The sequence below is a fragment of the Mycolicibacterium tusciae genome (genome assembly GCF_002086795.1).
GTDB lineage: Bacteria > Actinomycetota > Actinomycetes > Mycobacteriales > Mycobacteriaceae > Mycobacterium > Mycobacterium tusciae.
Genome location: NZ_MVIM01000015.1, coordinates 111,767 through 135,900, shown reverse-complemented (window position 1 = coordinate 135,900; position 24,134 = coordinate 111,767). Strand labels below are relative to the sequence as shown.

Annotated in this window: 25 protein-coding genes and 1 pseudogene; 20 read left to right on the top strand and 6 right to left on the bottom strand. The window is 66.0% G+C overall.

All coding sequences use genetic code 11. The features are described 5' to 3' along the window. Positions 1-20: 20 nt before the first annotated feature. The 4 genes from BST47_RS23530 to BST47_RS23515 are packed head-to-tail and all read left to right on the top strand — an operon-like array spanning position 21 to position 3,044. Entirely contained in the window at positions 21-725 is a 705-nt protein-coding gene (locus BST47_RS23530; RefSeq protein ID WP_083128070.1) for a glycosyltransferase family 2 protein, read from the top strand. Then, on the top strand, positions 722-1,663 hold the full coding sequence (locus BST47_RS23525; RefSeq protein WP_083128069.1) for an acyl-CoA dehydrogenase family protein: 942 nt from the start codon (positions 722-724) through the stop codon (positions 1,661-1,663). The genes BST47_RS23530 and BST47_RS23525 overlap by 4 nt, the downstream gene beginning before the upstream one ends. Continuing rightward, positions 1,660-2,421, top strand: coding sequence for a PIG-L deacetylase family protein (locus BST47_RS23520; RefSeq protein WP_083128068.1), 762 nt, complete (start codon positions 1,660-1,662; stop codon positions 2,419-2,421). Before BST47_RS23525 ends, BST47_RS23520 begins: the two co-directional genes overlap by 4 nt. Next, positions 2,421-3,044, top strand: coding sequence for an SAM-dependent methyltransferase (locus tag BST47_RS23515; protein ID WP_083128067.1), 624 nt, complete (start codon positions 2,421-2,423; stop codon positions 3,042-3,044). The genes BST47_RS23520 and BST47_RS23515 overlap by 1 nt, the downstream gene beginning before the upstream one ends. On the opposite strand, the gene BST47_RS23510 is transcribed toward BST47_RS23515, so the two are convergent. Further along, positions 3,041-4,252, bottom strand: a complete 1,212-nt coding sequence (locus BST47_RS23510) for an RNA polymerase sigma factor (protein WP_083128104.1) — start codon at positions 4,250-4,252, stop codon at positions 3,041-3,043. The genes BST47_RS23515 and BST47_RS23510 overlap by 4 nt on opposite strands. A 129-nt stretch (positions 4,253-4,381) precedes the next feature. Here BST47_RS23510 and BST47_RS23505 point away from each other — a divergent pair, with 129 nt between their 5' ends. Next, positions 4,382-4,591 carry a hypothetical protein gene (locus BST47_RS23505; RefSeq protein WP_165799842.1) on the top strand — a complete coding sequence of 70 codons (210 nt, stop codon included), beginning with the start codon at positions 4,382-4,384 and terminating at the stop codon, positions 4,589-4,591. Continuing rightward, positions 4,575-5,168, top strand: coding sequence for a nucleoside/nucleotide kinase family protein (locus tag BST47_RS23500; RefSeq protein WP_083128066.1), 594 nt, complete (start codon positions 4,575-4,577; stop codon positions 5,166-5,168). Before BST47_RS23505 ends, BST47_RS23500 begins: the two co-directional genes overlap by 17 nt. On the opposite strand, the gene BST47_RS23495 is transcribed toward BST47_RS23500, so the two are convergent. Further along, on the bottom strand, positions 5,157-6,428 hold the full coding sequence (locus BST47_RS23495; RefSeq protein WP_083128065.1) for a hypothetical protein: 1,272 nt from the start codon (positions 6,426-6,428) through the stop codon (positions 5,157-5,159). The genes BST47_RS23500 and BST47_RS23495 overlap by 12 nt on opposite strands. 16 nt (positions 6,429-6,444) lie before the next feature. Continuing rightward, positions 6,445-8,079 carry a fatty-acid--CoA ligase FadD8 gene (gene fadD8 / locus BST47_RS23490; protein ID WP_083128064.1) on the bottom strand — a complete coding sequence of 545 codons (1,635 nt, stop codon included), beginning with the start codon at positions 8,077-8,079 and terminating at the stop codon, positions 6,445-6,447. A 66-nt stretch (positions 8,080-8,145) separates the two neighbouring features. On the opposite strand from fadD8, the gene BST47_RS23485 reads away from it, so the two are divergent. From BST47_RS23485 to BST47_RS23475, 3 genes are all read left to right on the top strand, one after another. Beyond that, positions 8,146-8,397, top strand: a complete 252-nt coding sequence (locus BST47_RS23485; protein ID WP_083128063.1) for a DUF3253 domain-containing protein — start codon at positions 8,146-8,148, stop codon at positions 8,395-8,397. 168 nt (positions 8,398-8,565) lie between these two features. After that, complete coding sequence (locus tag BST47_RS31480) at positions 8,566-9,216, top strand: hypothetical protein (protein ID WP_207568679.1); 651 nt, start codon at positions 8,566-8,568, stop codon at positions 9,214-9,216. Positions 9,217-9,229: 13 nt separating this feature from the next. Further along, on the top strand, positions 9,230-9,697 hold the full coding sequence (locus BST47_RS23475) for a hypothetical protein (protein ID WP_083128061.1): 468 nt from the start codon (positions 9,230-9,232) through the stop codon (positions 9,695-9,697). Between the two features lie 63 nt (positions 9,698-9,760). Here the strand turns inward: BST47_RS23475 and BST47_RS23470 are convergent, their stop codons facing one another. The 3 genes from BST47_RS23470 to BST47_RS23460 all read right to left on the bottom strand — a co-directional run bounded on the left by BST47_RS23470 (position 9,761) and on the right by BST47_RS23460 (position 12,499). After that, positions 9,761-10,231, bottom strand: a complete 471-nt coding sequence (locus tag BST47_RS23470; RefSeq protein ID WP_083128060.1) for a YciI family protein — start codon at positions 10,229-10,231, stop codon at positions 9,761-9,763. Positions 10,232-10,371: 140 nt separating this feature from the next. Further along, positions 10,372-11,301, bottom strand: a complete 930-nt coding sequence (locus tag BST47_RS23465; RefSeq protein WP_083128102.1) for an oxygenase MpaB family protein — start codon at positions 11,299-11,301, stop codon at positions 10,372-10,374. Continuing rightward, on the bottom strand, positions 11,276-12,499 hold the full coding sequence (locus BST47_RS23460; protein WP_083128059.1) for an oxygenase MpaB family protein: 1,224 nt from the start codon (positions 12,497-12,499) through the stop codon (positions 11,276-11,278). Before BST47_RS23460 ends, BST47_RS23465 begins: the two co-directional genes overlap by 26 nt. 47 nt (positions 12,500-12,546) lie before the next feature. On the opposite strand from BST47_RS23460, the gene BST47_RS23455 reads away from it, so the two are divergent. The 11 genes and pseudogenes from BST47_RS23455 to BST47_RS23405 all read left to right on the top strand — a co-directional run bounded on the left by BST47_RS23455 (position 12,547) and on the right by BST47_RS23405 (position 24,101). Next, positions 12,547-13,188: a TetR/AcrR family transcriptional regulator gene (locus BST47_RS23455; RefSeq protein ID WP_234809840.1), complete on the top strand. Its 642-nt coding sequence runs from the start codon at positions 12,547-12,549 to the stop codon at positions 13,186-13,188. Between the two features lie 465 nt (positions 13,189-13,653). Then, complete coding sequence (locus BST47_RS23450) at positions 13,654-14,463, top strand: MlaE family ABC transporter permease (protein ID WP_420094064.1); 810 nt, start codon at positions 13,654-13,656, stop codon at positions 14,461-14,463. Position 14,464: 1 nt separating this feature from the next. Next, complete coding sequence (locus BST47_RS23445) at positions 14,465-15,322, top strand: MlaE family ABC transporter permease (RefSeq protein ID WP_083128057.1); 858 nt, start codon at positions 14,465-14,467, stop codon at positions 15,320-15,322. Between the two features lie 5 nt (positions 15,323-15,327). Next, a complete protein-coding gene (locus BST47_RS23440; RefSeq protein ID WP_083128056.1) occupies positions 15,328-16,962 on the top strand; it encodes an MlaD family protein in 1,635 nt (544 codons plus the stop codon). After that, positions 16,959-18,014, top strand: a complete 1,056-nt coding sequence (locus tag BST47_RS23435; protein ID WP_083128055.1) for an MCE family protein — start codon at positions 16,959-16,961, stop codon at positions 18,012-18,014. Before BST47_RS23440 ends, BST47_RS23435 begins: the two co-directional genes overlap by 4 nt. Beyond that, entirely contained in the window at positions 18,007-19,047 is a 1,041-nt protein-coding gene (locus BST47_RS23430) for an MlaD family protein (protein WP_083128054.1), read from the top strand. The genes BST47_RS23435 and BST47_RS23430 overlap by 8 nt, the downstream gene beginning before the upstream one ends. Continuing rightward, positions 19,044-20,152, top strand: a pseudogene (locus BST47_RS23425) (MCE family protein). Before BST47_RS23430 ends, BST47_RS23425 begins: the two are co-directional and overlap by 4 nt. Next, complete coding sequence (locus BST47_RS23420) at positions 20,152-21,414, top strand: MCE family protein (protein WP_083128053.1); 1,263 nt, start codon at positions 20,152-20,154, stop codon at positions 21,412-21,414. Before BST47_RS23425 ends, BST47_RS23420 begins: the two are co-directional and overlap by 1 nt. Continuing rightward, positions 21,411-22,661: an MlaD family protein gene (locus BST47_RS23415; protein WP_083128052.1), complete on the top strand. Its 1,251-nt coding sequence runs from the start codon at positions 21,411-21,413 to the stop codon at positions 22,659-22,661. The genes BST47_RS23420 and BST47_RS23415 overlap by 4 nt, the downstream gene beginning before the upstream one ends. Positions 22,662-22,674: 13 nt before the next feature. Beyond that, on the top strand, positions 22,675-23,307 hold the full coding sequence (locus BST47_RS23410; protein WP_083128051.1) for an Rv1363c family protein: 633 nt from the start codon (positions 22,675-22,677) through the stop codon (positions 23,305-23,307). Beyond that, positions 23,307-24,101, top strand: a complete 795-nt coding sequence (locus BST47_RS23405) for a mannan-binding protein (protein ID WP_420094063.1) — start codon at positions 23,307-23,309, stop codon at positions 24,099-24,101. Before BST47_RS23410 ends, BST47_RS23405 begins: the two co-directional genes overlap by 1 nt. The last annotated feature ends 33 nt before the right edge of the window (positions 24,102-24,134 follow it).

Below are 24,134 nucleotides of genomic sequence, written 5' to 3'. Positions count from 1 at the left end.
TGGCTAATTAACCACCCGTGATGAAGTTCGAGCAGGCCGTCGTGGTGGTGCCCGCGCACAACGAGATCGACCGTTTGCCGCGCAGCCTGTCCGCGCTGCTCGCGACGTCGATGAGCGCGCAGATGCCGGTGTTGATCGTCGTGGTGCTCGATTCTTGTGACGACGGGAGCGATCGCCTCATCGGGCGGTACGGCCCCAACGTGCACTTCATCTCGACCGACGTGGCCAATGTCGGCGCCGCGCGCGCCGCCGGGTTCGAGTACGCGCGCTCGGCGTGCGCCGACGTCGAGCCCGCCCGCACCTGGTTTGCCACTACGGACGCCGACACCATCGTCGGCAGTCGGTGGCTGTCGCAGATGACCCAAGCCGGCGCCGACATGGTGCTGGGCACGGTGCACATACCGGTGTGGCGGCTCCCCGTCGAGGTGGCCCGTCGCTACCGAGCCGCCTACAACCCGAAAGGTCCGGGCCACGATCACGTCCACGGCGCCAACATGGGCTTCCGGGCCGACGCGTACTGGGGCGTCGGCGGCTTCCGTGCCCTGAGCACCGGTGAGGACGTCGACCTCGTCGAGCGATTCGAGGTTGCGCACCTGAGCATCCACCGGGACGCGAAGCTCACGGTGGCGACTTCGGCCCGCGAGCAGGGACGCGCACCCGGCGGATTCGCCGCCCACCTTCGCGGGCTGGGTCGGCCACGGCGCAAGGTGCGTGCCGAGACATGACAAGTGGACTGCTCAGCCGGTGGTTGGACTCCGGAGCGTTGGACCTACCGCTGCCCGGCGGCGGCGAAACGGCGCGACGTTGGCACCGCCTCGCCGAGCTGGCCGAGGTCGACGTGGTCGCCGCCCGGCTCGCCGAAGCCCATACCGATGCGGTCGCGATCCTCGCCGAACTCGGTGGATCCGAGTCGAAATCCGGTCAGCTGTGGGGCGTTTGGGCGGCAGAGTCACGCGATGCGGTGCTGAGCGCGCACGGCGACGGCGAAGCGACGTCACTGAACGGCACGAAAGTGTGGTGCTCGGGAGCCGGACTGTGCACACATGCTCTCGTCACCGCGCGACTCGACTCCGGCGAGCGCGGATTGTTCGCCGTCGATCTGCGGCACTCAGGGGTGCGGCCTTTGCCGAGCGGGTGGCGCAATCCTGGGATGGCCGAATCCGATACCCGCTCAGTGCAATTCAGTGATGCACCCGCTAAGCCTGTCGGCCGGCCCGGTGAGTATCTGTCCCGTCCTGGGTTCTGGCACGGCGCGATCGGCGTCGCGGCATGCTGGCTGGGCGGGGCGCGCGCCGTTGCCCAGCCCCTGTATGCCCGTGCTGCGCAGGATTCCGTCGACCCGCACACGCTGGCGCACCTGGGCGCGGTAGAGGCCGCACTGGCCGCTGGCGAAGCCATGCTGGACAGCGCGGCGGTCGCGGTCGACAACGATCCGTTGAACCGGAAAGGTGCGGCCGAGATGACCGCGCGACGCACGCGCGCGGTGATCGAAACCGCGGTCGAGGAATCGATCGTACGAACGGGTCGCGCCCTGGGCCCGGCGCCGCTGTGCCAGGACGCGCAGCACGCGAAACGCGTCGCCGACCTGACGGTCTACGTGAGGCAGAGCCACGCCGAGCGCGATCTCGAGCGGCTGGGCGTGCTGGCGGGAGCCGCACGATGACTGTCGCGAATGTGGACAACTGCGCGCTTTTCGCGGCGAGGCCCCTGACCGACGTTGGTACGCCGACGGAGGAGTGGCTCGATGCGCTCGCGGATGTACCCCAACTGGATGTCGGCGGCTGCGACGAAATCATTGTCGTGGCAGCGCATCCCGACGACGAGACGCTCGGATTCGGTGCGTCGATGGTCGCGCTCGCCGAACGGGGAGTACGGGTACAGGTCGTCGCCGCCAGCGACGGTGGAGCCTCGCGTCAGGGCATAGGGCTGTTGGAGCGTCTGCACCTGGAACGCGCGCGTCGCGCCGAACTGCACGAAGCCATTTCGGTGCTGGGGGTTCCCGCGCCGATCTGTCTCGGCATGCCCGACGGTGAGCTGAGCGATCACGAGGAACGGCTTGCGGACCTCCTGACCGAGATCCTGGCGGCGAGGACGAACCGGACGTGGATCGCGGCGACGTGGCGTGGCGACGGACATCCCGACCACCAGGCCGTCGGCCGCGCGGCGGCAACCGCTGCGCATGGCTGCGACGCGGTGTTGCTGGAGTATCCGATCTGGATGTGGCACTGGGCCACACCCGGTGACGTCGCCTTGCCATGGAATCGGGTCCGCGCCATGCCGGTCACTCCACACGCTTTCGACCGCAAAACGGCGGCCGTGCGGTGCTACCGCACACAGGTCGAGCCGGACGGTGCCGATGCGCCGCTGCTGCCGTCGTTCGTACTACGGCGGCTGCTCGCCGTCAGGGAGGTGGTGTTCTGATGCCCACTCGGCTATCGACCGGTTATTTCGACCGGATCTACTCCGAGTCCGAAGATCCGTGGCAGCTCGGAGGGCGGTGGTATGAGCAGCGCAAGTACGCGATCACGTTGGCGCTGTTGCCCTATCGGCGCTACCGCCATGCCTTCGAACCGGGCTGCTCGATCGGTGTGCTGACCGAACAACTCACCACACGGTGTGATCACGTCACGAGCACCGATATCGCGAGTGCGGCGCTGGACGCCGCGCACCGACGGCTGATCGACGCGGGCCGGCGCCAGAACGTGACGCTGCTTCGCAGGTCGGTGGATGACCCGTGGCCGCAGGACGGATTCGATCTGGTGGTGCTGTCCGAGCTCTGCTACTACCTGCATCCCGAAGTGCTACGCGACACCCTGGACCGCGAGATACCGCGATTGCGGCCCGGCACGACGGTCGTCGCCGCGCACTGGCGTCACCCGGTGGCCGAATACCCGATGACGGGGGATTACGCGACGGACGTCATCGCCGCGACGTCGGATCTGCATCACCTGGGTGGATACCGCGATGCCGACGTGATCGTCGAGGTATTCGATACCGGTTCCTCGAAGTCGGTGGCGGCGCGGACGGGTGTGCCAGGGGCTTAGCCACGCGCGCGGACGGCCTTGTCGGCCAGTACTTCCCGCTCCCGCTCGTTGTCGGTCAGTTCGGCGGCGCGATCGAACTCGTCGGCGGCCTCGGCGTTGCGGCCCAGTCGGATGAGGAATTCGCCGCGCACGCTGGGCACCAAATACGAGCCGTCGAGACCGGTCAGGCCGTCGACGATCGCCAACGCCTCGGCGGGTTCGCCGGCCATCGCCACCGCGACGGCTCGGTTGAGATGGACGACTGGCGACGGTGACACCTGAACCAGACCGTCGTACAGCATGACGATGTGCTTCCAGTCGGTGTCGCCGGCCGTGGGCGCGGTGGCGTGGCATTCGGCGATCGCCGCCTGCAGGCCATACGAACCCCAGCCGACACCCTTGCGCCGCAACGCGTCTGCTGATCGCTGAAGCGCCGCCACGCCGCGCTGGATCTGCGCGCGATCCCATCGCGCCCGGTTCTGAGCCTCCAACAGGATCGGCCTGCCGTCGCTGTCGGTCCGGGCCGCGAATCGCGACGATTGGAACTCCATCAGCGAAACCAGGCCGTGCACCTCCGGCTCGTCGGGTGCCAGCGCGGCGAGCACACGGCCCAATCGCAAAGCCTCACTGCATAGTTCGTCGCGGATCCAGCGCTGTCCGAAGGACGCCGAATAGCCCTCGTTGTAGATGAGGTAGATCACCGACAGCACCGCCGACAGCCGTTGCGGATACTCCGAGCGGTCCGGCACCTCGAACGGCACCTTCGCTTCGGAGAGGGTCTTCTTCGCCCGGGTGATGCGCGCCGCGATCGTCGCCTTGGACGTGAGGAAGGCGCGGGCGATCTCCTCGGTCGTCAGACCGCCGACGACACGCAGCGTCAGCGCGATCTGACCCTCGCGGGAGAGCACGGGGTGCGCCGAGATGAACACCAGACGCAACACGTCGTCGTCGATGTGGTCGGGATCCCACGCCTCGGGGGAGTCCTGGTCCTGCGTCTCCAGCTCGTGTGCCAGCACGGCGTACTTGGCGTCGAGATTTTCCTGACGCCGCCACTGGTCGATCGCCTTGCGTTTGGCCACCGCGGTCAACCAGGCGCCGGCATTGCGCGGCACACCTGAGGAGGGCCATTGGGTCAGCGCGTCGAGGAGCGCCTCCTGCGCCAAATCCTCCGCGAAGCCGACGTCGCCGACCACCCGCGTCAATGTCGCGACGATCTTGGCGGCCTCCATCCGCCACACCGCGTCGATGGTCTGCTGGATGTCTGGCACCCCACCATTCTGCCGAGGGCGCGAAAAGTGCTCCGACACGCCGTGGAAATGGCGGCCATTGCCTGTGTTCGCGCAGGAGAGTTGATGGTGATGACGCACCGACTCGTGACCGCCTACCGGGAAGGCCGTAAGGCCTACCCGCAGAGGATCGCGAACCCGTACGCGGGTATCGGGGACCGGACCGTCGCGCGGATGTGGCGGATGGGCTGGCGACGCGCCGCCGACGACAGTCGCGGCATCCCCAGTGAACAAGAGCGCATCGATCGGCTGGCCGCCGAGATCGATGAGTTCCTGGAATAGCCGTCTCGCGGCTCTGCTCGCCCGGGAGAACCGCGTCATCGTCGGCATCACCGGGTCGCCCGGCTCGGGCAAGTCGGCGTTGGCGCGTCAGATCGCATCGTCAATTGATGACGCCGTGCACGTGCCCATGGACGGCTTTCACCTCGCGGACGCGGAGCTGCAGCGGCTGGGCCGGCTCGATCGCAAGGGCGCGGTCGACACCTTTGACGCGTACGGGTATCTCGCGCTGCTGCAACGCATCCGCCGAGGCGCCGAGGTTGTCTACGCCCCGGCCTTCGACCGCGACCTCGAGCAACCGGTCGCGGGCAGCATCCGAGTCGAGCCGACGGCAAGGCTCATCGTGACCGAGGGCAACTATCTGCTGGACGACGACGAGCCGTGGCCGCGGGTGCGGCACACGCTGGACGAGGTGTGGTTCGTCGACTGCGCGCCCGACGAGCTTCGACGACGGCTCGTCGCACGCCATGTCGAGTTCGGCAAGTCACCCGAGCAGGCGCAGGCGTGGGTGCGCGACATCGACGAGCCGAACGCCGATCGGATCGAACGAGTCCGTCATAAAGCCGACCTAGTGATCTAGGGCATCGAGCACGCCGACGAAATCATTTGTCTCCCAGTAATTCAGGAAGTTCGTCATCATCAGTAGTCGGCTGCGGGCCTGCTCGTTGTCGGCAATCCGTGCGTCGAACCGGTCGGCCACCGGCTCCGGCAGCAGTCGAAGCAGATAGGACGGAACGTCGAGCAGCCAGGCCGATCCCATGATCGCGACGTACAGCATCAGTTGCTGCTTCACCAGTGTCGACGACAGGGTGGGGCCACCCGCAGCGCTGAACTCCGCTAGGAACACGCCGAGCAATTCGTCGAGATCCTCGTTCCACATGGAGGTCTCGGCGCTGCACATCGCACCCCAGATCGCCATCGCCACGTTCATCTGACCGACGCAACCCCAGTCCATCAGCCCACATTCCAGGCGGCCGTCGCGGCGCCAGAACCACGCGTTGTCCACATTGGCGTTCCAATGGCACAGTGCCACATGGTCGGAGTGCGCGGCCAGCCAACGCCAGATCGCCTTCTCCTGCTTGGGAAACCGGGTCACTTCATGCCGCAGCCGGGAGAGGAATTCGGGGGAGCGGACGTTGGCGGGCAGAAGTCCGGGCTGGGCGACCGCCAACTCAGCGAGTCGGTCGACGCGCCGCTGCAGCTGGTCGGCCGTGTACGGCTCGCGGTCGCCGACCGACAGCCGTTCCATGTCGACAGGGAAATGCTCGACGAGGTCCGCCGGCAGGCGGCCTGCCTTATGGGTGCCCGCGAGCCGGCCCAGCGCACCGAGCAGGGCCCGATAGTGCTCGACCGATTCGGGCATCGCATAGTCCATGCATTTGTCGTAGTGTGGTTCGATGCCGTTGACTCCGTAGGGGATCCGGTCGGTGATCAGCAGTCCGGTTCCCGACGGGCCGTGGTAGTCGGCGAACACACAATTCGGTACCGCGATCGGAAATTCGGGAGTCCGGGACAGCAGCGCGAAGCGAACCTCGAACTCCATCTGTGTGCGCCCGCCGTCACGGCCGACGTCGTCGAAGTCGCGGGAGAACTTCACGAAGAGATCGGTCGGCAGGTCTGCACCGTCGTAGTCGACGGACAGCAGTGCCTTGCGACCGGTGCTGCCACCGCGGAACTCACGCAGTTCGGTGACGGCGGCGACGATGCCGTCGGCGCCGAGCACGCCGGTCGCCCGCAACGCCTCGGTGAGGAAAGGCGCACCGCCATCACGCAGCGCGTCGATGTGCGCGGGCATGTCGATGCCGAGGTAGTCGCCCCGCACCCAGGCCGCGTCGTTCATCGCCCGCGAAGCAAACTCAGCCGATCGCGCGGTCGGCGCCCTCCCAGAACTGTGCGCGCACCGCCTTCTTGTCCGGCTTGCCCAGCGCGGTGACCGGCACCGAATCGACGATGATCACCTGCTTGGGCGACTGCACCGAGCCCTTGCGCTCCTTGACCGCCGACTGGATCTCGGCCGTCATCTTCGCGATCGCCGCCTCGTCGGACGGGGCGTCGGGCCGCAGCACGACCACCGCGGTCACCGCCTCACCCCACTTCTCGTCGGGTGTGCCGATCACGCATACCTGCGCAACCGAAGGATGCTCTGCGACAACGTCTTCCACCTCGCGAGGGAACACGTTGAAGCCGCCGGTGACGATCATGTCCTTGGTCCGGTCGACGATGTACCAGAAGCCGTCCTCGTCCTCGCGGGCCAGGTCGCCGGTGTGCATCCAGCCGTCCCTGAACGTCTCGGCCGTCGCCTCCGGCTTGTTCCAGTAGCCGCCGGACACCAGCGGGCCGGACACGCAGATCTCGCCGACCTCACCCTGGGGCACCTGGTTTCCGTCGGCATCGAGCAGCGCGGTTCGCGCGAACACCGTCGGCCGCCCGCAGGACGTCAGCCGCTTCTCGTCGTGATCCCCCTTGGGCAGGTAGGTGATGACCATCGGCGCCTCGGACTGGCCGTAGTACTGCGCGAAGATCGGGCCGAACCGGTCGATCGCCTCCTTCAGGCGCACCGGGTTCATCGCCGAGGCGCCGTAGTACACCGTCTCCAGTGACGACAGGTCGCGGGTGTGCGAGTCCGGGTGATCCATCAGCGCATAGATCATCGACGGAACCAGCATGGTGGCCGTGATCTTCTGCTCCTCAATGGTTTTCAGCACCTCAGCCGGATCGAACTTCGTCAGCACCACCAGCTCGCCGCCCTTGATGATGGTCGGCACGAAGAAGGCCGCGCCTGCGTGCGACAGCGGCGTGCACATCAGGAACTTCGGACGCTCGGGCCACTCCCACTCGGCGAGCTGAATCGTCGTCATGGTGGTGATCGACTGCGCGGTGCCGATCACGCCCTTGGGCTTACCGGTGGTGCCGCCGGTGTAAGCCATGCCACCGATGTGGTCCGGCGGCAGATCAGCGGCGACCAACGGCTTCGGCGAGTACTTGGCGGCTTCGGCGGTGAGGTCCACGCCGACCTCGGCGAGTTCCTCGGGGACCGGGCCTATCGTCAGCACCTGCTTGAGACCGGGAACCTTCTCGAGCAACCCCTTGGCCCGCTCGACGAACATCGGGTTCGGGTCGATGGTCAGCGACGTGACGCCGGCGTCGTTGAGGACGTATGCGTGGTCGTCCAGTGAGCCGAGAGGGTGTAGTGACAGGCGTCGGTAACCCTGCGTCTGGCCGGCCCCCAGGATCATCAGCACCTCGGGCCGGTTCAGTGCCAGCAGCCCGCTCACCACGCCGGTGCCCGCGCCCAACGCCTCGAAGGCCTGAATGTACTGGCTGATGCGTTCTGCCAGCTGACCGCCGGTCAGTGTGGTGTCGCCGAGGAACAGCACCGGCTTGTCCTTGTTGCGCTTCAGCGCGCCGACCGTGAGGTGCCCGGAATGGATGGGATGACGCAGCAGCGCTGACGAGCGCTCGCGCGAGGAGGAGACTGCATCAGTGCTCATGCCTTCAGATTAGAACGTGTTGCAGAAATGGTTTCAAGGGCCGGGTGAACGGGCTTCTTCCGGTCAGTGAGTGAGAAGCGGTTGCGCGAGGCGATTCTGACGCTGGCCCGCGAGCGGGCGCCGGCCAAGACCATCTGTCCGTCGGACGCGGCGCGCGCCGTCGGGGGTGACGACTGGCGCGATTTGATGGCGGACGCCCGCGACATCGCGCGAGACCTCGCGAGAGCCGGAGACGTGGAGATCATGCAGCGCGGCGAGGTGATCGACCCGGACGCACAGTGGCGCGGACCCATCCGGATTCGCGCTCGCTCGCGGTGACGCTCAGCAACGTGAACGGTTGGTTTCGCTGATTTGCTGTCGGCGCGCATTCGATGGGCTAGCGTGCGAATGTTCCACCCGTCGGCACAGGTAGATGTGGGCGAATTTGCTTCGGCGTCAATAACATTGGGCCTCGCATCGCCTTTCCGAAGCGCGAAGGAGCGAAAGATGAGCTGGACCAATGCCTCCCGTGTCGGCAGCATCGTGGCTAAGGGTGCTCTGGCCGGTGCGCTCATCGTCGTAGCCGCGACGGGCGCGGCCGGCCCGGCGTTCGCGATGCCCGCCTTCGGTGGTTCGTCCATTGCGCCCGTGCCACTCCAGCCGTCCGGACCACCGACCGGACCGGATGACCCCCGATGCATCAGCCAGCCAACCAACCCCGTCTGCCAGGGCGGTCCGTACGCGCCTCCTCCTCCGCCGCCTCCACCACCCGCGACAGGGTCGCCCACCGGCCCTGCCGATCCCGCATGCATCAGCCAGCCTGCCAACCCGGTGTGCGCGGGCGGTCCCTACGGGCTGCCGACGCCGCCACCACCTCCACCGCCTCCGGCACCTCCGCCACCCCCGCCGGTCGCGCCGCCGCCGATGGCGCCGATCGCACCGCCGCCGATGGCGCCGATTGCGCCGCCGCCCATGGCGCCGATCGCACCGCCACCGATGGCGCCCGCGGGTATGGGCGGAATCGGCGGGATCGGCGGCCCGGCCGGGATGGGCGGGATCGGCGGTATGGGCGGAATCGGCGGGATCGGCGGCCCGGCCGGGATGGGCGGAATCAGCGGCATGGGCGCCGGTATGGGCGGAATGCCCGGACACGTGTAACGAGAGGAACGGCATGACCATCACTCGCGAGCTGCCCGCGGCGATCATCCTGGCGGCCGGCGTGGCGATCGGATCGGCAGGTACCGCATCGGCCGACGGGCCTCTCCAGCCTTCACCGGGCGAGCTGAGCGGTACCTATACCTACGAGTCCGACACCGGCCGAGTCAACACATGGGTGATCACGCCCTGCGGTCCCGGATGCGCCGACGTAGCCGTCACGCCGGTCACCGACCCGAGGGTCCTTCCCTATGGCGGGCGGGCCCTGTTGAACAACGGGCGGTGGGACATGACCGTGCAGTACCTCCATGCGGTTCGGTGCAATCCACCCGATGACAACGTCACCGCGCCTGGCACAGTTGTGTTTTCGTTCGAGGCGGCGACGTTGAACGGCACCGCGGTCAACACGCAGTCCGTCCCGGCGTGCGGCGATCCTGCCGGAGCCACTTACCAAAGCGGCTTCAGCTTGACGAAAGTGGCATAGGCGCTGCGAAAGCAGCGCTGCCTGACTTTCAGGCAGCGCTGCTTCATAGCAAGCCGGGTCGGCTCAGCGACTCGCGAACTTGTCGGCGTCCGCGCGCGCCTGCGCCGCGATCTTCTCGGCCAGCTCGGCCTTCCACTGGATCTCCTTTTGGACCCAGGGGTTGTCCTGCGGGAACTCCTCGGTCTCCGACACCCGGCGCACCTCGACCTTGACGCCCTTGCCAAGCGGGATCTTCTGAGCCCATTGCTTGGCTTCCTCTTTGGACGACACGTCGATGATCCAGAACCCGTTGAACAGCTCCTTGGCCTCGGTGTACGGGCCGTCAGTGACCACAGGCGGGTCGGAGTTGAAGTCGACGACGAAGCCCTCCTCGGGTCCCGTGAGGCCCTCACCGGCGAGCAGCACACCGGCCTTGATGAGCTCCTCGTTGAAGCGGCCCATGTCTTCGATGACCTGGTCGAAGTCGATCTCCGCCTCCGCCATGGCCGCCTCGGCCTCGGCGCTGGACCGCATGATCAGCATGTAGCGCGACATTGTTGTCTCCTTCTAGTTGGGAAGGGGCTCGTTCCATCGTGCCCTCGTGCATACGTCGAACGGCAACCCACTGAAATCGACACGGACAACGAAAAAAACTCATCGAATTTCGGCAACACTTCTGAACTGGTGCTTTGGGCTCAGAACCGGCCGGGTACGCGTCCTCGTTCGCGGATCCAACCCTTGCGGGCGGCGGGGTACCACTTGAGGGACGCCGGGACGTAGGGCCATCCGGCGCGGATGCCGGCACGGATGGCGCGATATCGGCGTTCGTCGCCGCGGCTCCACGAGATGTCGAACCGCTCGCGCACGGAGGCGGGCAGTCCGCCGAAGATGACCAGCCGCATGGGCGGCGCCAGCGCCATCCGCACCGGCAGGGTGGGCAGCAACGCGTTGGTCAGTGGTCGCAGTCGCGGATGAGAGGGATAGTCCGGCGACGCGCTCATGTCCGGTATCGAGCGGCGGTTGATGAATTCGATCAGATAGGTCGACGCGGGGTTGGGCACGAGGACCTCGGCGCAGTAGCGCTCGACCTCGCGCTCGAAGGCCGCCCGGTCCGGTGGCACGACGCTGCCGGTGACGCCGTAGCGGCGATACCACTCGCAGCCCTCGGCATAAAGCTGCTCACTCTGTTCGGCGGTCAAGCGGTGACGATCCCAGTGCAGCGCAAGACGATCGACCATCCGCTGGAATGTGGCGTGTGCCCACCAGAAAGTCTCCGGTTGCAACGCGTGATAGCGATCTCCGTCGGGTAGCGAGCCCTTGATGTCGCGGTGGAAGTCGCGAACCTGCACGCCGGTCGCCTCGGCCAGTTCGCCGTTGTAGATCGTTCCCAGGATTCCCGGGAGCGAACGAAAGACTCGGTCGACCGGATCGTCGAAGAAGTCGGAGTGGTCGATCAGTCCCTGCCCGATGGCGGGGTGCATGGTCTGTAGCAGTCCCGCGGTGCCACCTTCGAAAGCGATGCGCATATCGCCGGCCCAGCGCCACAACAGCGATTGCGGTCCCAGCGCGGGTGGCCCGGATTCGTCAGGCTTCGACACGTCAGACGGCGAGTTCACCGACGGCATGCTTCTGCTCCCCGAAGTATTTCGCCAGCAGCGCGTCGCTCGAGCGCTTGCCCCATCGCTCGAGGTAGCCCCTGCCCACCCGAGTCCGTGCGAGAAGTTGGTAGCGAACGCAGTTCTTCGCCACGATCGGGATGACCGCCCAGGGAATCGCCCGCGGTAGTTCGAGGTCGCGCATTCCCTCGGCACGCAGGAAGTACCGCAGCATGCTCAGTAGTCGGGCGCGACTGTAGCTGCCACGGAGGCCGGGCAAGTTCGGGTAATGCAGATGCCGCTGCGCTTCGACGATCGCATTCGCCAGTGGGGGTCCGGCCGCGCTGACGGTCGATTGCGTGATGAGAAGGTGGTAATTCAGCCGGTGCTGTTGGGCCTCTGTCTCGCACAACCAGTCATCGTCGACCCCCATCAACCAGCCGACGTAGCGCCACAGGTGCATGATCGCCGCCGACTCGGATTTGCTCACCCGCACCCCGAGCAGGCGGATGCCCAGCAGTAGGGCGCCGTTGAACAGTCCCAGCGTTGCGGCCTGGTCGGTCTGGTTGATCGGCAGGCCCCACCGGTCGATGTCCCAGCGGCCGTTCGTTTCGAACTGGTGATTCACCAGCGCGTGCATCAATCGGACGTGGACGGTGAGCTTGAAGCCCTCGCCGTCGCGACGCATGGAGTCATGCTGAGATACGGCGACCGCCCACTTCTGCGTCTCGGCCAGGCGGCGGACCGTGGTGCGCCCGGTCAGACCTCCGGTCTCCACCAGCAGATCAGTGGGACCGCCGAATCGGTAGCCTCCGATCAGCGATAACTGCAGCATGACGTCGGCGGCATTGGTGCCCAGCCGTCGGTAGGCTGCCGCACCCTCGTTCATCAGATCCCAGTCCACCCAGGCGGGTACACGCTCGACTGCGGAGAAGAACTCGCCTAACGCGCCGGGGCAGTCGGGTACGGCGTCGACGCCGTGCTCGAGCGCTGCCTTGAACTGACCCATCGACACCCGGTCGCCGTGACTGTCGCTGCGCATCGCGGCGACCAGCGCCGCACCGAGTTCGTCGCGCTCGAGCAGTCGCTGGCCGATCAGGTCGATCAGTTCAGGATCCGGCCGCGCCGTTCTGGTGAGTACCTGCAGCGGACGCCCGAGACGACGATTGCGGCGGGGTGCCTCCATGAATCGACCGGGATGCAAGGGCTGGGCTTGCTGTGCGACCATGACCCGATGTTCACACGAGCAATGACTCGCATTCAATTCGCCTTCTGATGGCGAAGGTCGATCCCGCGCTGCGCCGGACGCCACGCCAGGAGCGATCCCGGCTGATGGTCGATCGCATCCTCGATGCCGGTGAGCAGATGTTGATCGCCCACGGGTATGACGGAGCCTCGACCAACCGCATCGCCGCGGCCGCGGGGATCAGTCCGGGCTCGCTGTATCAGTACTTTCCCAACAAGGACGCCATCGCGGCTGCGGTGATCGACCGGTACAGCGATCAGTTGTCCGCCCGGGTCGCGGCGAGGGTGTCAGAACGGCTCAGCCGGCCGGCGCCGGACTATGTGCGCGATTCCATCGCCGCACTGCTGGACGCCCTGGACGTACACCCCGAATTTCTGCGGGCGGTCATGGAGCAGACACCGCGCCTCGGCGCCGGAAGCAAGCTCGTCGCGTTCGAAGAGCGCATCGGCGACCTCACCAAGGCGTATCTGACGATCAATCAGAAACAGCTTCGGCCCGTCGGCTCGCATGACACGGCCGCGTGGATGCTGGTGCGCATGGTCGAGCACCTGTGCGTGCGGTTCGTCCTCGACCAGCCGCCGATCGGTCGCGACGAGTTCATCGACGAGCTCACCACCATGGCCCTGAGTTATCTGCGTCCGTGGCCGACCCCGCCGCACGGCCGTCGGTGATGCCGCCCGAAACGCGAATTGAACGCGAGTCACCGCTCGTGTCAGCATGTGGTCGCCTATCGGGATTCGGTGGCTGACGGCTGCAAGAAGTAAACGAGCGTAACCGTACCTAAAAGTATTGAAAGCGCCGCAGAGCATCGGCGACTGGTCGTAAGGTCGGTCTTGAACTAGTCAGACGGTGTGAACATCGTGGTAGAAACTTCGCAGCAACTCAATTATGTTAATGACCATTCATGAAAACCTTGACGTTGAAGGGTCGCCAGCCATAGCGTGTCGGGCGGTAGCGAGGTTGCCAAGAAAGGCCGACGCGGGATTGCCGGGTTGGTGTCCGAACGTGAGGGTTGACGTTGACTCGGCACAAGCAAGTGGGCGGCTGATCGTCTTGACGCAAGGGGTTCAAGGCTGGTGACCGCACCACCTGCAGACCGGGCAAGAGCCGGCGACGCCGACGACGGCCTCGAAGCCATCCAGAACTGGAGCGCGGGATACGTCCGTCGCCACCCCTTGGCCTCGCTGACCACCGTTGGCGATCAGTTCGTTCTTGCCGTCCGCACCGTTCAGTACTTGGTCGTCGACCTCTTCACCGGTCGCTTCCAGTGGCAGGAGTTCATCCGCCAGGGAGCCTTCATGGCCGGCACCGCCGTCCTGCCGACGGTCCTGGTGGCCCTACCCATCGGCGTCACCTTGTCGATTCAGTTCGCGCTGTTGGCCGGCCAGGTGGGTGCTACCTCGCTCGCCGGTGCCGCGAGCGGGCTGGCCGTGATCCGACAGGCCGCATCGCTGACGGCCGCGATACTGATGGCCGCCGCCGTCGGATCCGCGATCACCGCGGACCTCGGCTCGCGCAAGATGCGTGAGGAGACCGACGCGATGGAAGTCATGGGAGTCTCGGTGATCCGGCGTCTGGTGGTGCCGCGTTTCGCCGCTGCCATCATGGTCGGTGTCGCGCTCACCGGCGTCGTCTGCTTCGTCGGCTTCCTCGCGAGCTACCTGTTCAACGTCTACTTCCAGAACGGCGCACCCGGCAGCTTCGTGGCCACCTTCGCCTCGTTCGCGACCACCGGCGATCTGATCGTCGCGTTGTTGAAGGCGGTGATCTTCGGCGCCATCGTCGCGGTGGTGTCGTGTCAGAAGGGCATGTCCACGGTCGGTGGTCCGACCGGTGTCGCCAACTCGGTGAACGCGGCGGTCGTCGAATCGATCCTGATCCTGATGGTCGTCAACGTCGTCATCAGTCAGCTGTACATCATGATGTTCCCGAGAGTGGGGCTGTGACATGGCCGTAGCCCCCTACCGGCCCAAGGCCTTCGTCCCGGTGATCCGCGCGTACCGCCGGATCAGCACGCCGCTGATGCGGCTGGGGCACATGCTGGTGTTCTTCGTCAGGGCGTTGACGGGTGTGCCCATCGCGCTGCGTCACTACCGCAGCGAATTCGTCCGCCTCCTATCCGATATCGCTTGGGGCAACGGATCTCTGGTGGTCGGCGGCGGCACCGCCGGCGTGGCGATCGTGTTGGGCGTCACCGTCGGGGCCCTCGTCGGGATCGAGGGTTACAACTTCCTCGACCTGCTGGGACTGGGACCGGCGACGGGAATCATCTCCTCCCTGGTCAACACCCGTGAGCTCGCCCCGATCGCCGCTTCGCTGGCATTCGCCACCCAGGCCGGTTGCCGGTTCACCGCCCAGCTGGGCTCGATGCGCATCGCCGAAGAGATCGACGCTCTGGATTCGCTTGCCATTCGCCCCATTCCGTATCTGGTGACCACGCGGCTGATGGCGTCGGTGGTCGCCGTCGTCCCGCTGTACGTCGCCTGCCTCGCGGTGAGCTACCTGACCACCCAAGTCGTCGTGTACGTCATCAGCGGCGGCTCGACAGGCTCGTATCTGCACTACTTCTCGCTGATGCTGTCCGGTCAAGACATCGTCTATTCGCTCATCAAGACCATCATCTTCGTGTGGATCGCATCGACCGTGCAGTGCTACTACGGCTTCTACGCCTCCGGCGGTCCGGAAGGCGTGGGAGTCGCCGCCGGACATGCGATGAGGGCCAGCATCACCGTCGTGATCATGGTCAACATGCTGCTGACGATGGCGCTGTGGTCTGTCGACGCCGGCGCAAGGTTTGGGGGATAGGGGAATTGTCGAATTCGCTTGACCCGGACGGACGTGGACCGTCGAACCGCCAGCTGCTCGGTTGCGGCGTGGCGCTTTTCGTGGTCGCCGCCCTTGCGACCGCGACGTTGTTGGTCAAGTCGACGGGTCGGCTCGACCCCTATGTCCGGGTGGTGGCCGACCTCGTCAACGTCGGCGACGGCCTGCCGCAACGGTCCGACGTCAAGTACCATGGTGTGCTCGTCGGCATGGTGGACAGCGTCACACCGGCCGCCGACGGTAGGCCGAACTTCGTCCACATCGACCTCAAACCCGAATACGCACAATCGATTCCGGCCGGAGTGACGGCGCGCGTAGTGCCGAGCAACGTGTTTGCGGTGTCCTCGGTGCAGCTCGTCGACCAAGGGACGGGGCCACCGATACGAGCCGGGGCCCACATCCCGGAGGACACCGAGCTGCCGACGGTCCTGTTCCAAACCACCATCAGCAAGCTGCGCGACCTGCTGGCGGCGACCGGGCGCGGTCGTGAGGACAAGACGGTGGGCATCCTCGCCGCAGTGAACGCCGCGACCGAGGGCAAGCGGGCCGAACTGCTGGCCTCCGGTGCACATTTGAACCGTTTGATCGACCAGCTCGACTCGATCGTCGCCACCGAACCCGGTGCGACGACGGTCTCCGCGCTCATCGATGCGACCCATGGGCTGCAGGCGACGGCACCTGAGCTCATCGACTCACTGCACCAGGCGATAGAGCCGATGCAGACCCTTGTCGAACAGCGCTCGCAGCTCGACGCGCTCATCTCCGGTGGCGTGCACACCATGGGCACGACGAACACCGCGTTGAACAACCACACGGATCGGCTCGTCAAGATCACCGGAGAGATGACGCCCGTGATCGGTGTGCTGGCGCAGACGTCGCACAACTTCGTCCCGGCATTCGTGAAGCTGAACACGTTGGCGGACAGGTTCTTCGAGCACGTGTGGATGCCCGATCGTGATATCGGCAACATGCGGGTCAACCTGACCTTCACGCCCAGCTACACCTACACCCGCGCGGATTGCCCGCAGTACGGAGAGCTGAAGGGACCGAGCTGTTTCACCGCACCGCTGGTTCCGACCAGACCCGAACTGCCCGACGTCCTGTTACCGCAGAACTATCAGCCGCCGAAAGACCTGGCGCCGCCACCCGGCACGATCGTGGGTGAGAACGGCAACCTCGTCGCCGTTGGACCGCCTTTGATCAACCCCAATCCGAGCCTGGCCGATCCCAATCCGCCACTGCCGTCGTGGATGCCGCCTTCGCCACCGGTGCCCGGAACATCCAACCCGGCACTGGTGCCAACCCCGCCACCGCCGGTACCGCTGTCGCCACCGGCACCGGTGGCGCCGAAACCATGGTCGGATCCGACGGCCCCGAACACAAGAGATGCGACCGGCGGCGCACCGGCGGCGCCCGCACCGCCGTCTGCTCCCGCTCCGCGGCCGCTACCGGCTGAGGCCGCGCCCGCGTCGTACGGCGGAAACGTCGGCCCGGTGGGCAGCCCAGGGGAGCGGGCCCAATTCAGCCTCCTCACCGGACAACCGGCGACGAGCGCCACCCAACTACTGCTCGGCCCGCTCGCTCGCGGGACGACGGTCTCTGTTGTGCAGGAGGCGGGATGAGATACCGCGGCGCACTGATCGGTCTGTCGCTGTTCATGGTGGTGGCCGTGGCGTTGACCTGGCTGGTCTATGCCACGCTGCGCCGCGATGTCGCCGGTGAGACGGTCCCCTACGCCGCTGTGTTCACCGATGTGTTCGGCCTGCGCGAAGGCGACGACGTCCGCATGGCCGGTGTTCGCGTCGGCCGTGTCGAAAGCATTGAACTGCAAGGCGATAAAGCGAAGGTGTCCTTCGTGGTGCAGTCGGACCAGCAGGTACTGGGGACCACCGTGGCGTCGGTCACCTACCAGAACATCGTCGGCCAGCGCTACCTCGGGCTGTCGCTGGGCAACATCGGTGAGCCTGGACCGCTACCGCCGCACAGCGTCATCCCCGTCGAACGCACCGATCCATCCTTCGATGTCGGCACCCTGCTCAACGGTTATGAACCCCTGTTCAGTCTGCTCAATCCGCGCGACGCCGACAACCTGACCAAAGGAGTCCTGCAGTCGCTGCAGGGCGACACCGGGTCGATCACCGCCCTCGTCGACCAGACATCGCAGCTGACGGAATCATTCGCCGGTCGCGACGAGGAACTGGGCGCCGTCATCACCGATCTGAATACAGTCGTCGCGAACCTCGCCAAACACAACGACGATCTCGACCATGTGCTCACCGAAACCCAAACGGTGGTATCCACTTTCGACGCCCGGCGCCCCGAGCTGGTCGCGTCCACGAGTGCGATCGCGAAGGTGGTGCGACAGCTGTCCACGATCTCCGACGAGGTGTACCCGCCGTTGAACGAGCTCGTCACCCGAGAGCCGGGATTCGCGTCGCACATGGTCGGCCTCGAGCCACAGCTGGCGTTCACCGGTGCGAACCTGCCGCTGCTGCTCAAGGGATTCGCACGCATCACCAGCGACGGTCCATATGCCAACGCCTACGCCTGCGACCTCAACATCCAAGGCTTCTTCCCCGGGCTCAACGACCTGATTCCGATCATCGTCGATGCCGCTTCACCAGGACCGGGCACCCAATACTCGCCGAAGTGTAGGAACATGGCCAATGGCTGACCCATCACCGAAGCGGCGACGGATCCCGCTGGAGGATCGCAACAAGACCTGGCTCGGCGTCATCGCCGTCGCGGTGGTCACGGTGCTGATCGGATCGCTGCTGCTCGTCAAGGTCGCCAATGTGGGGTATCGCCACTACACCGCGCAGTTCCTGCAAGCGGCGGCGCTGCAGGTGGGCAATCCGATCACCATCGCGGGCATTCCGGTCGGGGAAGTGACCAGCATGGAGTTGGCGGGCGACCACGTCGAAGCGGGGCTCAAAGTCCGCGACGACATCCCGCTCGGCACGCAATCGCGCGCGTCCATCAAGATCACCACCATCCTCGGCTCCCGCTACCTGTCGTTGCAGCCGGCAGGGGAGGGGTCGTTGCCGGACAACACCTTTGACCTCGAACACACCGAGGTTCCATATGATCTGCAGGAGGCGTTGTCCGACGTGACGACCACCTACGAGCAGGTTGACTCGGATCAGTTCGCCGAAACACTCGGTGTCCTCGGCAAGCAGATGCAAACACTCCCACCGGTCATTCCGCAGGCGTTGGCCAACACCAAGACGTTGTCGGAGATCATCGCCCAACGACGCGACCAGTTGGGCTCCCTGCTGAAAACCACTGAGACTGTTACGAATACGCTGCGCCGTCAGCAGTCCACCATCGGAACTCTGGTCCGGCAGGGCAATTCGCTGGTGGGCGAGTTCGTCGCCCGGCGTGACACCTTCCACGCGATGATGGCCGCGCTCACCAACCTGGTCGGAACGCTCGGCGGTATCGTGATCGACGACCGTCCGCAACTCGAGGCTTTGCTGCAGGACATCCGTGAACTGTCCGGCATGCTCGGCCAGCACGACGACCTGTTGCGCAGCACCCTGCAAGCCGGCCCCGTCACACTGCGAAATCTCACCAACGCCACCGGTAGTGGCAACGCGGTCGGATTCAACGCGCCCAACGGCCTGCTCGTCGACTCGTGGATGTGTGCCATCAGCGAGCGCGCCGAGCAGTTCAACATGATTCCGTACTTCCAGGACTGCAAATGAGAACGAGAGCGCTCGTCCTCGGTGCCGTCGTACTCGTATCGGTGGTGGTGGGGGCCGCGTTGGTGTGGACCTTCGCCACGGATCGACTGGATACGGTCACGGTCACCGCCCAGTTCGACAATGCGGCAGGGCTTTACGAGGACAACACCGTCGCGGTGCTCGGCATGCCGGTGGGCAAGGTCACCAAGATCACTCCCAAGGGCGGGTATGTCGAGGTCGAGTTCACGGTGGACAAGGATGTCAAGGTGCCTGCCGATGCCCGGGCGGTGACGATCTCGAACTCGATCCTCACCGACCGCCAAATCGAGTTGACGCCGCCCTACAGCGGCGGCCCGGCACTGCAGAACGGCGACACCATCGGACTGAATCGAACCAAGACCCGGTCGAATTCGCCCGAGTGCTAGATGTTCTCGACAAGCTGTCGGTTTCGCTTCGCGGTGACGGTCACGGCAACGGCCCGGTCGCCGACCTCGTCAACGCCAGCGCCGCCATCGCCGGCGGCAATGGTCAGCAGATGAAGGATTCCCTCGGTGAACTGTCGGAAGCCGTGCGGCTGAGCGCCGACGGCGGCGCGGTGACGCGCGACCAGTTGACGACCATCATCCGCAACGTCAGTTCGCTGCTCGACGCCGCCGCCGCCAATGATGCGACGCTTCGCGAGTTCGGGTCGAACGTCAATGTGCTCAGCCAGGTCATCGCCGACGAGGACCTCGGAAGCGGGACCACCGGCAAGAAGCTGAACGAGGTGCTCGTCCAGACAGGCGAGGTTCTCGAGGCCAACCGCGAGGCCATCAAGGGCATCGTCGCCAACGCCAACACGGTGTCGCGCACGACCGTCGACCATGAGCGCGATCTCAAGGAGTTCCTCGATCTGGCGCCGATGACGCTGGACAACATCTACAACATCATCGACCAACGCAACGGCGCCATCCGGGCCAAGGTGCTCACCGACCGGGTGCTGTTCGACAGCCAGACGATGAAGGAAGTCTGCAACATGATGGGTCTGCGCCAGCTCGGGTGCAGCACGGGGACATTGCAGGACTTCGGACCGGACTACGGACTGACCTCCATGCTCGACGGTCTGGCCGCGATGGGACAGAAGTGATGTTCGCCCGTCGATTCACCGCGCTGGCCGCAGCCGTTTGCCTGGCCGTAACCAGTTGTGCGTCAGAAGGATTGGCCAGCCTGCCACTGCCCGCGCCCGGCGTCGGCTCCGGCGGTTACACGCTGACCGCGGTGTTCTCCAATGCGCTCAATCTGCCCGCCAATGCGAAGGTGAAACTCGCGGGCGCCGACGTCGGGCAACTCGAATCGATGGTCGCTCGCAATTACACCGCTGTGACGACGTTGCGCATCATGGACGGGGTGCGGCTGCCCAGGGGCAGCACCGCCGAACTGCGGTCGGCAACGCCGCTCGGTGACGTGTTCGTCGCGGTCAAGCCGCCGAGCCCGGCCGAACCCGGTGCGCCGCTGTTGAAGGACGGCGACACCATCGAACTGGATTCGACGACCGCCGCCGCGACGGTCGAGTCGGTGCTCAGCTCGGCCGCGATCCTGGTAAACGGCGGCGCGGTGCGCAACTTCACCAGTATCGTCAACGGCCTCGGCAAGGCGACCGGTGATCAGGGCGAAGCGTTCGGCACGCTGATCCGCAAGACGAACAACACGCTCGGCAGGCTCAATTCGCGGTCGGACCAGATCGCCGACGCGATGACCGAGACGTCGCGACTGGTCGACACCATCGAGGCGAAGAACCAGAGCCTCGCCGATGTGCTGGTCCAGGCTCGTCCCGCCACCGACACTCTGGCCGTCCATACGAGCCAGATCGCCGACCTCGTCGTGCAGATCGGTGACGTCTCCGAGCAACTGCGCAAGTTCCCGTCGATCGCGGGCACCGACGCCAGCGGCCGGAGCGTGATCGCCGACGCGAACGAGATCGCGCGGGCATGGAACGACGTCGTGCTCACACCCGACGCCACGCTGCATTCGCTGAATCGGCTGATGCCTCCGTTCGTGAAGTCGACCACCGGTACTGCGCTCGCGGTCAACGGCAGCATCGACCGACTGATCCTCGGCTCTATACCCGACATCGGGTTCGCCGGTGATCCGGGGCTGCACGGCCCCAAACGGTACAACTGGCACCAGTTGGTCGGAACGTTCCAGTACACGCTCTACCGGCTGCAGGAGCGGGTCGTCGGCAAGGGGCCAGGTGTCCCGCAGGTGCCCGTGATCCCCAATCCGGACGTTCCCGGAGAGGTGATGATCGCGCCGCCGGCACCGCCTGGCGTGCTGCCACCGGGAGCGCCGCCAGCCGGTCTGCAGCCGCCGCCGGCCTCCGTCCCTGCAGTCCCGCCGAGGACGCCATGATCGCCACCGTCGCCAATCACTTCGTCGCCGCGGTGCGCTTCGGCTACCGCCGAAAGGCGTGGCTGTCAGCCGGCGCGCTGCTTTTCACGCTGGTCGTGGCCGTCGCATACTTGTCCCTCGTTGCGCTGCAGGTGAATCCGCTGACATCGACCTATCGCGTGACCATCGAACTGCCGGATTCGGCAGGGCTGCTGCCGAACCAGGACGTCACGCTGCGCGGCGTGCGGATCGGGCGGGTGGACCGACTCGACATCACGCCGTCGGGGGTCAACGCGGTCGTCGACGTCAACTCGGCGGTGCCCATCCCGGAGTCCAGCGACGTACGGGTGTCGGGACTTTCGCCCGCGGGTGAGCAGTACATCGATTTCGCGGCGCAGTCGAGCGACGGGCCCTACCTGAGGGACGGCGCTGTGGTCAGTCGGGGCAGGGCCACCGTCCCGGTCAGCCTGGCGGAATTGCTCGCCAATGCCGACGGCGCGCTGGCGCAGGTCGACACGGCCCAGATCGAGCTCATCAAACGCGAACTGAGCCTGAGCAAGGACGGTCCGCGCAAGCTCGCCGACATCGTCAACGGCGGCACCTTCCTGCTGTCCACACTGGACTCGGTGTTGCCGGAGACCACCAGCGTGCTGCGCAACAGCCGTACCGTATTCACCCTCGTCTCAGACAAGAATGCCGGAATCGGCATCGCCGCAGACAATCTCAGCGAGAGCTTTGTCGGGATCAACAGAATGCGTGAGGGTTACCGCCGTCTCACCAACGAGGCGCCGGACACACTGTCCGACGTCGATGCCTCGTTCGTCGACAACTCCGACACCATGGTGCAGCTGCTCGGGAATCTGACCACCACATCGCGACTGCTCTACCTTCGTGTCCCCGCGCTGAATGCGCTGTTCCCGACGTACCGCACATCGGTGCTGGACGCGATCACCAGCACGCTGCACGACAACGGACTGTGGGCAACCGCGGACCCCTACCCGATGTACTTCTGTGACTACGGAACGCCGCGTCAGCCACCGTCTTCGGCCGACTTTCCCGAGCCGTTCATGTACACCTACTGCCGCGACGACCATCCGGGTGTACTGATTCGCGGAGCCAAGAACGCACCGCGGCCCGCCGACGACGACACCGCAGGCCCACCGCCGGGTGCCGACCTCGGCCGTCAAACCGACCCGACGCCGAAGGGCCGCTTCACAATTCCCACGCCCTACGGTGGCCCCGTCCTGCCCATCGAGCCACCGCGTTGAGTGATCAAAGGAGATGACCTTGTCTGTGACAACCGATGAAGATGACGCCGACACCGCCGACGAGCTGGAGCCGTCTGAAGCGGCCGAGGCGGCTGACGACACCGCCGCTGACGACGCCGAGGCCGACACCGAGGCCGGCGACGACAGCGAGCCCGCAACCGATCACCGGTGGGGGCGACGCCTGCGAATCGGTGCTGTCGTGGTGATATTCATTGCCGCGCTTGCCACGTCGGGCTATCTCGGCTGGCAGCTCTGGCAGGACAAGCAGATCGAGCAGGCGAGTCAACAGGCGCAACAAGCAGCCGTCGCGTACGCACAGATCTTGACCAGTATCGACTCCAACAAGGTCGACGAGAACTTCGCCCAGGTCTTGGACGGGTCGACCGGTGAGTTCAAGGACATGTATTCGCAGTCGAGCGTGCAGCTGCGGCAATTGCTCATCGACAACAAGGCGACGGCGCACGGTGTCGTCCTGGATTCGGCGGTGCAGTCCGCGTCCAAGGACAAGGTCGTCGTGCTGCTGTTCGTGGACCAGGCGGTATCCAACACCAGCGTGCCCGACCCCCGGGTCGACCGCAGCAGGATCAAGATGACGATGGAGCACGTCGACGGTCGTTGGCGGGCAAGCAAAGTCGAGCTGCCGTGATCGCACGCTGCGTCGCCGCAGTCGTGGCCATCGGGGCGGCGGTCTGCGTGGCACCGGCCGCGTCGGCGTCAGCGCCGGCCCTCTGCGGTGAGCTGGGCGGTCAATGGGACGGGCAGTCCTGCAGCACGTCGGTGGAGTCGGAGCGCAAGGCGGTTCGCAACATCAAGATGGCGTTGCCCGGTGATCTGGTGGAAAACCCCACCATCCGGGACTACCTGACCAACCTGATGAACAACTGGCGCAACGCGGCGCGAACGATGGCTCAAGACAGCTTCGGCGAGGAGCAATTCCAGATCTTCCAGCACGGGGACGCGACGACGGTCGTCTTCCACGAGATGTACTCGGGCACCGTCGGTACCGACGCCCTCGCACACCCGAACGCGCCCATCATCAGCGACGCCTACCGCACTTTCACCTTCGCGGGCGGCCGACAGGTGAAGTTGGCCGACCTGTTCAAGCCGGGAGTCGACCACGGGGCTGAGATCCCGCGGTTGGGTGCGCCGTTCATCGTGGCGGCCCTCGATGCCGCACCGCCGCCGCACCAGCCTGGCACCTATCCGTTCACCCCGGACCGCTGGACCCCGGATAAGGTGTACTCCGGCGGTTACCGGGCCTGGGCGTTGACATCCGATGAGTTGATTCTCTACATGCCCGACTATCCGGTCGGTCATGACACCCCGTTGGACTACACGATCGGCCGCATGCAGTGGGCGATGGACGGCGGCACCGTGCAGGCGCACATCCCGCTGGCCGCGCTGCGCTCCGTACTGCGTCCCGAGTTCGGTGGCGCCTAGCCGAATAGCGCCACGGCCGCGACCGGGCGGGTC

Bases quoted from the DNA above. Each gene is read 5' to 3' on its own strand.
- BST47_RS31480 (WP_207568679.1), top strand. From the start codon at position 8,566: ATGAGCTGGACCAATGCCTCCCGTGTCGGCAGCATCGTGGCTAAGGGT.
- BST47_RS23445 (WP_083128057.1), top strand. From the start codon at position 14,465: ATGGCCGTAGCCCCCTACCGGCCCAAGGCCTTCGTCCCGGTGATCCGC.
- BST47_RS23530 (WP_083128070.1), top strand. From the start codon at position 21: ATGAAGTTCGAGCAGGCCGTCGTGGTGGTGCCCGCGCACAACGAGATC.
- BST47_RS23455 (WP_234809840.1), top strand. From the start codon at position 12,547: ATGGCGAAGGTCGATCCCGCGCTGCGCCGGACGCCACGCCAGGAGCGA.
- BST47_RS23430 (WP_083128054.1), top strand. From the start codon at position 18,007: ATGGCTGACCCATCACCGAAGCGGCGACGGATCCCGCTGGAGGATCGC.
- BST47_RS23460 (WP_083128059.1), bottom strand. From the start codon at position 12,499: ATGGTCGCACAGCAAGCCCAGCCCTTGCATCCCGGTCGATTCATGGAG.
- BST47_RS23520 (WP_083128068.1), top strand. From the start codon at position 1,660: ATGACTGTCGCGAATGTGGACAACTGCGCGCTTTTCGCGGCGAGGCCC.
- BST47_RS23415 (WP_083128052.1), top strand. From the start codon at position 21,411: ATGATCGCCACCGTCGCCAATCACTTCGTCGCCGCGGTGCGCTTCGGC.
- BST47_RS23435 (WP_083128055.1), top strand. From the start codon at position 16,959: ATGAGATACCGCGGCGCACTGATCGGTCTGTCGCTGTTCATGGTGGTG.
- BST47_RS23420 (WP_083128053.1), top strand. From the start codon at position 20,152: ATGTTCGCCCGTCGATTCACCGCGCTGGCCGCAGCCGTTTGCCTGGCC.
- BST47_RS23525 (WP_083128069.1), top strand. From the start codon at position 722: ATGACAAGTGGACTGCTCAGCCGGTGGTTGGACTCCGGAGCGTTGGAC.
- BST47_RS23510 (WP_083128104.1), bottom strand. From the start codon at position 4,252: ATGGAGGCCGCCAAGATCGTCGCGACATTGACGCGGGTGGTCGGCGAC.
- BST47_RS23515 (WP_083128067.1), top strand. From the start codon at position 2,421: ATGCCCACTCGGCTATCGACCGGTTATTTCGACCGGATCTACTCCGAG.
- BST47_RS23495 (WP_083128065.1), bottom strand. From the start codon at position 6,428: ATGAACGACGCGGCCTGGGTGCGGGGCGACTACCTCGGCATCGACATG.
- BST47_RS23505 (WP_165799842.1), top strand. From the start codon at position 4,382: ATGACGCACCGACTCGTGACCGCCTACCGGGAAGGCCGTAAGGCCTAC.
- BST47_RS23465 (WP_083128102.1), bottom strand. From the start codon at position 11,301: ATGCCGTCGGTGAACTCGCCGTCTGACGTGTCGAAGCCTGACGAATCC.
- BST47_RS23500 (WP_083128066.1), top strand. From the start codon at position 4,575: ATGAGTTCCTGGAATAGCCGTCTCGCGGCTCTGCTCGCCCGGGAGAAC.
- BST47_RS23410 (WP_083128051.1), top strand. From the start codon at position 22,675: ATGACCTTGTCTGTGACAACCGATGAAGATGACGCCGACACCGCCGAC.
- BST47_RS23475 (WP_083128061.1), top strand. From the start codon at position 9,230: ATGACCATCACTCGCGAGCTGCCCGCGGCGATCATCCTGGCGGCCGGC.
- BST47_RS23470 (WP_083128060.1), bottom strand. From the start codon at position 10,231: ATGTCGCGCTACATGCTGATCATGCGGTCCAGCGCCGAGGCCGAGGCG.
- fadD8 (WP_083128064.1), bottom strand. From the start codon at position 8,079: ATGAGCACTGATGCAGTCTCCTCCTCGCGCGAGCGCTCGTCAGCGCTG.